Source organism: Mesorhizobium sp. M0618 (assembly GCF_040320765.1).
GTDB lineage: Bacteria > Pseudomonadota > Alphaproteobacteria > Rhizobiales > Rhizobiaceae > Mesorhizobium.
Genome location: NZ_JAMYQH010000059.1, coordinates 1 through 11,826, shown reverse-complemented (window position 1 = coordinate 11,826; position 11,826 = coordinate 1). Strand labels below are relative to the sequence as shown.

Here is an 11,826-nt window from a genome sequence, read left to right as displayed (position 1 = left end):
ACTAGTGTTCGGCTTGGTCAGTTTGGTATAAGATACAGGGACGGCGTTTTGGCGGTATTGCATGTTGTAATTTTCGTTAAATTGCCACGCTGTTAAATATCTAAAAGCGCGTCGTTTTCGTAAGCGACGCGCTTGGGCATTCTGGTGTTGAGGGTAGTCCATGGCTGTAGTGATTGATGGCAAGAGCGTTGCCGGGGACGTTGTGGGGACGGTCAAGTCCCTGACGGCTGAACTTGTCGCCAAGGGCAAGCCCAAGCCCGGTCTTGCCGTGGTCATCGTCGGCGAGGATCCTGCCAGCCAGGTCTATGTCGCGTCCAAGTCGCGCACCGCCAAGGAATGCGGCTTTCATTCCGTCCAGCACACGCTGCCGGCCGAAACCTCGGAACCGGCATTGCTGAAGATCATCGGCGACCTCAACGCCGATCCGGCCATCAACGGCATCCTCGTGCAGCTTCCGCTGCCGGCCCACATCGACGCCGGCAAGATCATCCAGACCATCGCGCCGGAAAAGGATGTCGACGGCTTCCATTTCATCAATGTCGGCAAGCTCGGCACCGGTGAACTCGAGACAGCCTTCGTGCCTTGCACGCCGGCCGGCTCGATGCTTCTGATCGAGCGGGTGCGCGGTAAGGATTTGTCCGGTCTCAACGCCGTCGTCGTCGGCCGCTCCAACATCGTCGGCAAGCCGATGGCCAACCTCCTGCTTGCCGCCAATTGCACCGTCACCATCGCCCATAGCCGCACCAGGGACCTGCCGGCACTTGCCCGCACCGCCGACATTCTTGTCGCAGCCGTCGGCAGGCCGGAGATGATCAGGGGTGATTGGGTCAAGCCAGGCGCCACCGTCATCGATGTCGGCATCAACCGCATTCCGGCGCCGGAAAAGGGCGAGGGCAAGTCCCGTCTCGTCGGCGATGTCGCCTATGCCGAAGCGGCCAAGGCCGCCGGCGCCATCACGCCGGTGCCTGGCGGTGTCGGGCCTATGACCATTGCCATGCTGATGGCCAATACGTTAGCCTCGGCCTACCTTGCGGCCGGATTGAAACGGCCGTCCTTCTGACCCGCCAGAAAGCCGCAGCTTTGCCGAACCCCAGTGTTCCCTCAGAACGGCCGGTCATCGCGGACCCCGTTCAAGGTGGCCGGCAGTTCGCATTCCTGCTGGTCGACAAGTTCTCCATGTTCTCGCTGGCTGCCGCGATCGATACGTTCCGGTCGGCGAACCGGTTGCTCGGCCGTGACTTCTACGGCTGGACGACGGTGTCGGCCGATGGCGATCCGGTGATGGCTTCCAACGGCCTGCCGCTCAAGATCGACTATGCCGTTGCCGACCTGCCGCCGGTCGATATCCTGTTCGTCTCGGTTGGGCTGACGACGGAATTCCCCGGCAAGAGCAAGGTGCTGGCGGCTTTGCGAAGCTGGGGCCGGCGCGGCAATGCGCTGGGTGCCCTGTCGGTCGGCTCCTATCTGCTGGCCGAGGCCGGCCAGCTCGAAGGCTATCGCTGCACCATCCATTGGGAAAACCGTGCCGGCTTCGTCGAACGCTTCCCCGACATCAACTGCACCGGCAACGTCTTCGAGATCGATCGCAAGCGCTACACCTGTGCCGGCGGCACCACTTCGATCGACCTGATGCTGGAGATCGTGCGCGGCGATTTCGGCTCGAACCTCGCCAATGGCGTCGCCAACCAGTTCCAGCACGAACGCATCCGCTCGGCCGGCGACCGTCAGCGCGTCGGGCCGGAACGCGACCTGACCGGCAAGTCGGAGAAGCTTAGGCGTATCGTCGAACTGATGGCCGACCACCTCGACGAGCCGCTGTCGGCGGTACAGCTGGCCAAATCCGCCGGCCTTTCGGTGCGCCAGGTCGAGCGCCTGTTCCTGCGCCATCTCAGCGTCACGCCCGGCCGTTATTACATGCGGTTGCGGCTGGAGCGGGCGCGCGAACTGCTGCGCCAGACCAACATGCCGATCCTCGACGTGGCGATCGCGACCGGCTTCACCTCGCATTCCTACTTCGCCCAGAGCTACCGGCTGCAATTCGGCAGGCCGCCCTCGGAAGAGCGCCGCACGACCTACTGAACTTCGCTTCCGTTGAAAAGTTCGGCATTCGGCCCGGCGCATCGGACCAAGGCAGCGAATTCGGGTAACGGTTCTTTCGGAGCCTTCGCCGCGTAGGCTGACGGTGCATCAAACGAAAAACCCGCCTGTGCGGCGGGTCACTTGGCGCAAATCAGCACCATGGGCGAAAATGTATCATAGCTGAGGGCATAGAGTCAAGAAAAAATTCCTATCGCAAAAACTGCCGGCACTGCCGGCACCACCGAACTGGCTGTCGTCAGGTCTTTGTCAAGCTGGGTTCGGAGCCCTACGCACCGGGCGCCGGGACTTGTGTCCCAGCGCCGCGTCAAATAGCTTGCCGCCCGGATCAGGGGTGGATTTAGGAGATTTCGATGGCGGGACTTGCACGGAGTGTCGCGGCGGCGGTCCTCCTTTTGTCGATGACGACGTTCGGCTTCGCCGCAAACAAGGTCATCATCATTCTCGATGCGTCCGGCTCGATGTGGGCGCAGATCGACGGCAAGCCCAAGCTCGAAATCGCCCGCGAGTCGCTTCGAACCGTGCTTCAATCGGTCCCCACCGACGACGAGATCGGCTTCATGGCCTATGGCCATCGTGAAAAGGGCAGCTGCGACGACATCCAGCTGATCGTGCCGCCTCAGGCAGGTTCGGGCAGCGCCATTTCGGCCGCCGCCGACAGCCTGAAATTCCTCGGCAAGACGCCGCTGACGGCGGCGGTCAAACAGGCGGCCGAGGCGCTGAAATACACCGAGGACAAGGCGACCGTCGTGCTCATCACCGACGGGCTCGAAACATGCGGCGGCGACCCCTGCGCGCTTGGCAAGGAGCTCGAGGCATCCGGCGTCGACTTCACCGCCGATGTCGTCGGCTTCGGCCTCACCGCCGACGAGGGCAAGCAGATCGCCTGCCTCGCCGACAACACCGGCGGCAAATACATCCAGGCCTCCGACGAGAAGGCGCTGCAGGAGGCGCTTGCCGAGACCGTGGCGGCGCCGGTGCCGGAACCGGCACCCGCTCCGGCACCGGAGCCAGCGCCCGCACCGGAGCCGGCCAAACCGGACTTCAATTTCCAGCCGATAGCAGTGCTTGCCGAGGGCGGCGATCCCGTCACCGACGGCAACGCCTGGGAAATCTACAAGGCGAAACCCGACGGTACGCGCGGCGACTACGTCAGCACCGAATACGGCGCCTACAAGGCCAATCTGGAACCGGGCGACTATATCGTCGTGGCCAGTGACGGCCAGGCGAAGACCGAGCAGAAGGTCAAGATCGAGGCAGGCCAGGTCTACAAGCCTCTCTTCAACTTGAATGCCGGCACGCTGATCATCCACCCGCGACCGAACGCGGGGGCGGATGTCGTCGATGGCGCGGCTGTCGTCATCGATTATCCGGGTGCAGACATGCCCGCGACCTTTTATGGGACGACGAAAGCCGTGTTGCCGGCCGGCGACCAGAAGGTGACTGTCACGATCGGGCAGGGCGTGGCTACCGATACGATCCCGCTGGCTGCCGGCAAGACCGTGGAAAAGGACATGATTGCCGGTGTCGGCCATGTCGTTGCCAATGCTTACTATGCTGCCGGCGGCGACAAGGCGGACGGTTCAGGCATCGGCTTCAAGGTGCTCAAGGCAAAAAAGAAGATCGATGGAACCAGGGACGAGGTGACCTATGCCTACGGACCCGACAGCAAATTCGATCTGCCACCCGATGACTATGTGTTGATTGCGACGGTTGATCTCGCCGTCGTCGAGCAGCCGTTCACTGTCAAGGTGGGCGAATTTCAGGATCTGAAGGTCGCAATGAATGCCGGCGTGCTGGCGATCACCGCGCCCGGAGCCTCGAAGATCGAGATTTTCGAGGCCAAGAAGGACATCAACGGCAACCGCAAGTCGCTTGGCTATGCATTCGACCAGAAGTATCAGGCAGCGATCCCTGCGGGCGACTACGCCGTCGTCTCGGAGAAATCCGACAACAGTTCCAAAGAAGGCAACGTGACGGTCAAGGCCGGCGAGCGAGCCGAGCTAACCGTGCAATAGAATCGTATGCACAACCGCAAGAGGGCGGCCATGTGCCGCCCTTTTTCGTGAACTACGCAGAACTGCCGTCAAGCCGTGCCGAAGGCGCTGGCGCCATGATCGGCGCGGCCGACCAGTTGTCGAAAGCCGGCAAACAGCTCGCGGCCGAAACCGAACTCGTTGCCGATGAGATCGGCATCCGCCGTCCGGCGCAAAGCGAAGTCGCCGGCCGGCACCAGCACTTCGAGTGTGCCGGCTTCGGCGTCGAGCCGGATGATGTCGCCTTCGTGGATCCTGGCGATAGGACCCTCCTCGACCGCTTCCGGCGTGACATGGATCGCCGCCGGCACCTTGCCGGAGGCGCCCGACATGCGTCCGTCGGTGACCAGCGCCACGCGCTGGCCGCGATCCTGCAGGATGCCGAGCACGGTAGTCAGCTTGTGCAGCTCCGGCATGCCGTTGGCCTTGGGCCCCTGGAAGCGGATGACGGCGATGAAATCACCGATCAGCGTGCCGGCCTTGAACGCATCGTTCAGCCCTTGCTGGCTGTCGAAGACCTTGGCCGGCGCCTCGATGATACGCCGCTCCGGCTTCACCGCGGAAGTCTTGATGACGGCGTGGCCGAGATTGCCTGACAGCACCTTCAGGCCGCCGGTCGCCTGGAATGCCTTGTTGAACGGCGCCAGCACCTTTTCGTCGCCGCTTGCCTTCGGCGAGGCCTCGCGCACCACGCCTCCGTCGGCGCCGAGCTTTGCCTCGACCGCATAGGGCCGCAGGCCTTCGCCCCACACCGTCTGCACATCCTCATGCAAGATGCCTTCGTCGAGCAGCTCGCGGATCAGGAAGCCGAGCCCGCCGGCGGCGTGGAAATGGTTCACGTCGGCGAGGCCGTTCGGATAGACCCGCGCCAGCAGTGGCACCGCCTCCGACAGGTCGGAAATATCCTGCCAGGTGATGGCTATGCCGGCCGCCGCCGCCATGGCGATCAGGTGGATGGTGTGATTGGTCGAGCCGCCGGTGGCGTGCAGGCCGACGACGCCGTTGACGATCGAGCGTTCGTCGATCATCCGGCCGACAGGCGTATAGGCGTTGCCGAGCGCGGTGATCGCCAGCGCCCGCTTCGTCGCCTCGCGGGTCAACGCCTCGCGCAGCGGCGTGCCAGGGTTGACGAAGGAAGCGCCCGGCGTGTGCAGGCCCATGATCTCCATCAGCATCTGGTTGGAATTCGCCGTGCCGTAGAAGGTGCAGGTCCCCGGCCCATGATAGGATTTGGACTCGGCCTCCAGCAGTTCGGCGCGTCCGACCTTGCCCTCGGCGAAGAGCTGGCGGACCTTGGCTTTTTCGTCATTGGGCAGGCCTGATGTCATCGGTCCGGCCGGAATGAACACCGCCGGCAGATGGCCGAAGGTGAGCGCTGCGATCACCAGCCCCGGCACGATCTTGTCGCAGACGCCGAGATAGACGGCGGCGTCGAACATGTTGTGCGACAGGCCGATCGCGGCGGCCATGGCGATGACATCGCGCGAAAACAGCGACAGCTCCATGCCGGGCTGGCCTTGCGTGACCCCATCGCACATTGCCGGTACGCCGCCGGCCACCTGGGCGATGCCGCCGGCTTCGCGGGCCGCGTCCTTGATCAGCGCCGGGAAGGTCTCGAACGGCTGATGCGCCGACAGCATGTCGTTGTAGGAGGTGATGATGCCCAGGTTCGGCACCTTGTCGGCGCCAAGCGCGAGCTTTTCCGAGGGGCTGCACACCGCAAAGCCGTGGGCGAGATTGCCGCACGACAGCACAGCCCGGTTGGCGGTGCGGTTCGATGCCTCGGCGATGCGGCCGAGATAACGCTCGCGGCCTGGTTTTGAGCGCTGACGGATGCGTTCGGTGATGGCTTCGATGTCGCGTCTGGCGGTCATGGCGGTCGGTCCTTTCAGGCGAGGTCCCGGAAACATCCTCCCGCCGTTTGCCGGGACCAGAGTAAATCGAGATTCAGGGGGCCCAGAAAACCTCTACGGGCTTATGTGCTGCGTCGAGCACGGCACGGATTGGCTTTCGCGGCCCGGGCGCAACCGCGCCGTCGAAGGCGGTACGCTTGTCCTCACCCTCTATGTGCAGCGCGATGAAGCCGGCTTCGACGATGCGCGCCAGCGACAGGGTCAGCCGCGGCTCGCCCGCACTTGCCGCATGAACCGGCAGCACGATCCTGTCGCAAGACGGGTCGAGCAACGTTGCCAGATCGTCGGCATCGGGAAAGAACGAAGCGGTGTGGCCGTCCGGCCCCATGCCGAGCACGACGACATCGAGCGGCCATGGCAAGGACCGGAGCGCTGCATCATCGGACGAGGCCGCATCCTCGATGCTGGTGGCTTCGTGATAGAGCGGCACGAAACGAGCCGCCTTGGCCGCGTTCTGCAACAGATTGGCGGCCACCAGCCCGGCATTGGAGCGTGGCGAAGAGGCCGGCACAAAACGCTCGTCGACCAGCGTCACGATCACCTTGTCCCAGGCGATAGGTATCGCTGAAAGGGCGGCGAAGAATTTTGCCGGCGTGGTGCCGCCGGAGACGGCGAGCAGCCCCGTGCCGCGCTCGGCGATCGCCTTGGTCAGTCTGCCTGCAGCATGACCGGCAAGGGCGGCCGCCAGTTCCTGGCGCCCGGCGAAGCCGTTCCAGCTATAGGCGGCGCTGTTCAATTGCTCTCGTGCCATGTCCGCCCGTCACGCTCGATCAGTGCTATCGAGGCCGATGGCCCCCAGGTGCCCGCCGTGTAGCCCTGCGCCTCCTGCCTGGCACTTTCCCAGGCATTCTGGATCGGGTCGATCCATTTCCACGCCGCCTCGACTTCGTCACGGCGCATGAACAGGGTCTGGTTGCCACGGATGACGTCCATGATCAGCCGCTCATAGGCGTCCGGCGCGCGGCCATCGAAGGACTGCGCAAAACTCATGTCGAGCGAGATCTGGCGCAACCGCATGCCGCCCGGGCCCGGATCCTTGATCATGATGAACTGCTTGACGCCTTCGTCGGGCTGCAGCCGGATGACCAGCTGGTTGGCGAAGATCGGACCAGCGCTGTCGCCGAAGATCGAATGCGGGATCGGCTTGAATTCGATGACGATTTCCGAAACCCGGGTTGCCAGCCGCTTGCCGGTCCTGAGGTAGAACGGAACGCCCGCCCAGCGCCAGGTGCCGATCTCGGCCTTGATGGCGACGAAGGTCTCGGTATTGCTGTCGTGGGAAAGCTCCTCGACATAGCCCTTTACAGCTCCGCTGGCCGAGGCGCCTGCGCGGTACTGGCCGCGCACGGTGTGCTTCGGCGCTTCGTTGCCATTGATGCGCTTCAGTGCCCGCAGCACCTTCAGCTTCTCGTCGCGCACGGCGTCGGCATCCATCGATGACGGCGCTTCCATGGCGACGAGACACAGCAGCTGCAGCATATGGTTCTGCACCATGTCGCGCAGCGCGCCGGCCTTATCGTAATAGGTGACGCGGTCCTCCAGACCGACGGTCTCGGCCACGGTGATCTGGACATGGTCGATGTGGGCTGAATTCCACAACGGCTCGTAGAGCGCGTTGGCGAAGCGCAGCGCCATCAGGTTCTGCACCGTCTCCTTGCCTAGATAATGGTCGATGCGGAAGATCTGGCTTTCGTGGAAGTCGTCGCCGACCAGATCGTTGAGCTTGCGTGCCGAATCGAGATCGCGGCCGATCGGCTTTTCCAGCACGATGCGCGAGTTCGGCGTGATCAGATTGTGCTCTTTCAGCTTGTGCGAGATGTCGCCGAACAGCGCCGGCGCCACCGCCAGGTAGAAGGCTCGGATGCGGTCGCTGTCTCCGATCGCCTTCTTAAGCTTGTCGAAGCCGGCGCCGCTCGTCGCATCGGCGGAGACGTAGGACAGCCGCGCCAGAAAAGTCTTCAGTTCCTTGGCGTCGATGTCGGCCGGTTTGACGTGCTCGGAGATCGCCTGTTTGGCGAAGGCCTGGAATTCTTCGTCGCTCATTTTCGAGCGCGACGTGCCGATGATGCGTGTCGGCTCCGAAAACTGATGGTCGCGCTGGCGATAATAGAGCGACGGCAGAAGCTTGCGTTCCGACAGGTCGCCGGTGCCGCCGAAAATGATGAAGTCGAAAGGCTCGACGGGGATGATCTGGCTGGTCATGGTCTGTCCGCTTTGACGCCGGTCGCTGTGACGCGGCTGATATAATCTAATCGATTTAAATTTTCCAGTGCCATGGTGTCACATCTGGGTGTATGCGCCGGCCCCTTGACAGTCCGATGACCCGGAGGCTTGTCGAAGGCGCGGCTCCGGAAGCCTTCGCAGTTGCAGCATAGAGCGGGATCGACGCGAAAGCCAAAGGAGAAATCGGCGATGGACCCACATCTTTCGGCCAATCCGGTCAGAAGCCGTGGCTTGCGCGGATGAGCGCCAATGACGTGCCCGTTGATCGTCACCAATAATGAGCGGAAAAAACATGCGTCTGGAAAACAAGGTTGCGATCATCACCGGCGCTGCGTCGGGCTTTGGCGAGGGCATTGCCAGGCGTTTTGCGCAGGAGGGTGCCAGGGTCGTTGTCGCCGATCTCAACGCCAGGGGCGCGGAGCGCGTCGCCGGCGAAATCGGAGAAGCGGCGATCTGGACCCAGACGGATGTTTCGCTGCGCTCCGAATTCGACGAGATGGTCTATGCCGCGAAAAGCGCCTTCGGCCGCATCGACATCATGGTCAACAATGCCGGCTACACCCATCGCAACGGCGACATGCTCAATGTCGACGAGGAGACCTTCGACCTGATAACCGCCGTCAACATGAAGGCGATCTATCACGCGGCACTGGCCGTGGTGCCGATCATGGAGCGGCAGGGCGGCGGCGTCATCCTGACCACGGCCTCCACCGCGGGTCTGCGGCCGCGCCCCGGCCTCACCTGGTACAATGCGTCGAAAGGCTGGGCGATCACCGCCACCAAATCGATGGCGGTGGAACTGGCGCCGAAGAACATCCGCGTCAACTGCCTCTGCCCGGTTGCCGGCGAGACCGGCATGCTGGCGAAATTCATGGGCGCCGACACGCCCGAGATCCGCGAGAAGTTCCGCGCATCGATCCCACTCGGCCGGCTTTCGACGCCGCTCGACATCGCCAACGCCGCACTCTGGCTGGCCTCGGACGAGGCCGCCTTCATCACCGGCGTGGCGCTGGAGGTCGATGGCGGCCGCTGCATCTGAAAGCCTGATGTATGTCGCTCGAAAGCGGCCCCGGTTTGGGAGAACGACATGCATCAGAACAACAGGCCTGCCTCACGCAGAGCGGTGGGCGTCAGGCGCCGGTCTTGATGTAACTCTTGTAGATCCAGCCGGTCTTGCCGTTGTAGGTGATCTGGCACCATTTCTTGCAGCTCATCACCTGCACCGAGGTTTTGGCTGGCACCGTACCGATGGCGGCGGCATTTTTCTTCGGGCCGCTTCGCATGGTCACGGCCCTCAGGATGCGCCCTGTTCCGGCTGCGGCTTTCCTGGGCTTCGCCTTGGCCTGGCTGTCATCGCCTTCCGCCGCTGGCACTTGCGGCTGCACCGCGGGAATGGCGGCGGTTTGTGCGCCATCAGGATGGTTGCCCGCGGCTGCGCTGGGCGCGGCTACCTTGGCAAGTTCGGTGGCGGCATCGGTAGCGGCTGCCGGCTGTGCGAATGCCGCAGCTTGCTTGTCCGCTGCCTGGCTGGGAGCAGTCGAATCGGAAGTGGCGGCGTCCTTCGGCTGCGAACCGGTCCAGCGCGGATCGTTGGCGGCGAGTGCGGGGATGTTGGCTTGCGCGGCCGCCACGGTTGTCGGAATAGCGTCGGACTTGCGCGCCTGCGGCACGGCTGCCGCGGCGACCGCGGCCCCAACCGGGGTTATTTTCGTCGTCTTCACCGGAACCGTTGGAATGGTCTGCTCGGGGCTCGCTGCCGCTTGTCTGTCGCTGGCCGGCAATGCCAGCCACAGCGCCACGGCGGCGACGCCAAGCAGCGCGGCAGTGCCGATCGCGGCGATCACCAGATGCGAGTTCGAACGGACTTCCTGCCAGAAGGAGGGCCGCATGTCGTATCCGAACTGCATGGCAAAGCGCCGACGTTCCGGCGTACCGAAACTGAAGGGCTCTCTCACTCTTGCCACCTCCATAAGCGGGCCGACGTTCTATCGGTCGGTGCCGGAAGTCCGGCGTCTGATCCGCATAGGTCAAAAAAACAACGCGGGCAGTCCCGCAACAATCCCCGAACAATCGCCCAGAACCGGCAGCTTTCGCCTGCGATTGTGGCATCAGTACGCCATTATAGGGGATTCTGCGCCTTTGCGGGAAATTGCGCAATGCGTCGCACGGGCAACAAATGTTACAATGAATATTACAATATTACATCAGGTCGGTCGGCTAGATCCTGTCCCGCAGCGCAAACCAGTTGAGCGCCAGGAACAGCAGCGGCGTGCGAAAGCGCCGGCCGCCGGGGAACGGCGGGATTTTCAGATCCTCGATCAGCTTCAGCCGATCGCGGTTGCCGGCAACGGTTTCGGCATAGAGCTTGCCGAAGAAGTTCGACAGCATGACGCCGTGGCCGGAATAGCCGCCGGCCGAGATCACATTGGGCATCACTTCGCGCACGAACGGCTTTCTCGGCACCGTGATGCCGACATAGCCGCCCCAGCCATGCGTGATCTCGACATCCCGGAGTGCCGGGTAGAGTTCCGCGATCTGGCGGCGGATGTGGATGTGGATGTCCTTCGGATCGTTGACGCCATAGACCTCGCGCCCGCCAAAAAGCAGCCGGCCATCCCTCGACTTGCGGAAATAGCGCACGACGAAGCGGGAATCGTCGACCGCCTCGCCGCCCGGCAACACGTTCGAGTCCGCTCCGAGAGGCACGGTCGTGCCGATGAACGAACCGATCGGCATGATGTGCGCCGCGCTCACCGGCTCGAGCGTGCCGCCATAGGCGTTGACCGCGATCAGGCATTTCTGCGCCGTCAGCGTGCCTCTCGGTGTCGAAATCTTGACCTTGCCGCCACTGGAAATGATGCCGGTCGATGGCGTCCCCTCGAACAGCTGCGCGCCGGCAAGCGCCGCCACCCGCGCCGTACCGATCACCATCTTCATCGGGTGGATGTGGCCAGTGCCGGTGTCGCGCGTCCCGCCAAAGTAGGCGGTGGATCCCAGCCGCTCCGCCGTCTCCCTGGCATCCATGAACGAGATATGCGGGTAGGAAAAACGGCTCGCCATGATCTCGGCATGCGCCTTGTAGTCGTCGACATAGCGCGGCTTGTGCGCCACCGAAAGCTGGCCCGGCGTGTAGTCGATATCGATCTGGTTGGCAGCAGTGAATTCAAGGAGATGCGTCTTCGCCTCTTCGGCGAGATCGAACAGCGCCTTGGCGCGGGAAAAGCCATATTCGGCTTCCAGGTCCTTGGCCCAGGCGCGCTGGCCGGTGCCGAGCTGCCCGCCATTGCGACCGGAGGCGCCATCGCCGAAGCGGTAAGCGTCGATCAGCACGACATTGGTGCCTGCCTTGGCCAGGTGCGCCGCCGCCGACAGACCGGTAAAGCCGCCGCCGACGATGACGACATCGCATGCCCGGTCGCCATCCAGCGCCGGGTATTCAGGTCTCGGACCGGCTGTGTCCTCATACCAGGACCGGCCGGGGGAGATCGGGGATTGGTAGGCCATGATGCTCGCAGGGAGTAGGGGAGTAGGGGAGTAGGGGAGTAGGGGAGTAGGGG

Annotated in this window: 9 protein-coding genes; 4 read left to right on the top strand and 5 right to left on the bottom strand. The window is 63.5% G+C overall.

Going from position 1 to position 11,826, the window contains the following annotated elements:
• Positions 1-160: 160 nt before the first annotated feature.
• The 3 genes from folD (at position 161) to NKJ04_RS33080 (ending at position 4,115) form a co-directional block, all read left to right on the top strand.
• Positions 161-1,060 (top strand): bifunctional methylenetetrahydrofolate dehydrogenase/methenyltetrahydrofolate cyclohydrolase FolD, encoded by a 900-nt coding sequence (folD, locus tag NKJ04_RS33090; protein WP_128302655.1) that lies wholly within the window; start codon positions 161-163, stop codon positions 1,058-1,060.
• Positions 1,061-1,080: 20 nt separating this feature from the next.
• Entirely contained in the window at positions 1,081-2,079 is a 999-nt protein-coding gene (locus NKJ04_RS33085; RefSeq protein WP_032908654.1) for a GlxA family transcriptional regulator, read from the top strand.
• 371 nt (positions 2,080-2,450) lie between these two features.
• A complete protein-coding gene (locus tag NKJ04_RS33080) occupies positions 2,451-4,115 on the top strand; it encodes a vWA domain-containing protein (protein ID WP_352632560.1) in 1,665 nt (554 codons plus the stop codon).
• 68 nt (positions 4,116-4,183) lie between these two features.
• On the opposite strand, the gene edd is transcribed toward NKJ04_RS33080, so the two are convergent.
• The 3 genes from edd to zwf form a co-directional block, all read right to left on the bottom strand.
• Positions 4,184-6,007, bottom strand: coding sequence for a phosphogluconate dehydratase (gene edd / locus NKJ04_RS33075; RefSeq protein ID WP_128302653.1), 1,824 nt, complete (start codon positions 6,005-6,007; stop codon positions 4,184-4,186).
• A gap of 73 nt (positions 6,008-6,080) precedes the next feature.
• Complete coding sequence (pgl, locus tag NKJ04_RS33070) at positions 6,081-6,797, bottom strand: 6-phosphogluconolactonase (protein WP_127296894.1); 717 nt, start codon at positions 6,795-6,797, stop codon at positions 6,081-6,083.
• The gene (gene zwf, locus NKJ04_RS33065) at positions 6,779-8,248 is read right to left on the bottom strand and encodes a glucose-6-phosphate dehydrogenase (RefSeq protein ID WP_023809187.1); all 1,470 of its coding nucleotides are present in this window, start codon (positions 8,246-8,248) and stop codon (positions 6,779-6,781) included. Before zwf ends, pgl begins: the two co-directional genes overlap by 19 nt.
• Before the next feature lie 313 nt (positions 8,249-8,561).
• On the opposite strand from zwf, the gene NKJ04_RS33060 reads away from it, so the two are divergent.
• Positions 8,562-9,308, top strand: a complete 747-nt coding sequence (locus NKJ04_RS33060; RefSeq protein WP_352680021.1) for an SDR family oxidoreductase — start codon at positions 8,562-8,564, stop codon at positions 9,306-9,308.
• 91 nt (positions 9,309-9,399) lie between these two features.
• On the opposite strand, the gene NKJ04_RS33055 is transcribed toward NKJ04_RS33060, so the two are convergent.
• Together NKJ04_RS33055 and NKJ04_RS33050 are read right to left on the bottom strand one after the other, a co-directional pair.
• Entirely contained in the window at positions 9,400-10,224 is an 825-nt protein-coding gene (locus NKJ04_RS33055) for an SH3 domain-containing protein (RefSeq protein WP_352680019.1), read from the bottom strand.
• Positions 10,225-10,486: 262 nt separating this feature from the next.
• A complete protein-coding gene (locus NKJ04_RS33050) occupies positions 10,487-11,773 on the bottom strand; it encodes an NAD(P)/FAD-dependent oxidoreductase (RefSeq protein ID WP_352680017.1) in 1,287 nt (428 codons plus the stop codon).
• Between the last annotated feature and the right edge of the window lie 53 nt (positions 11,774-11,826).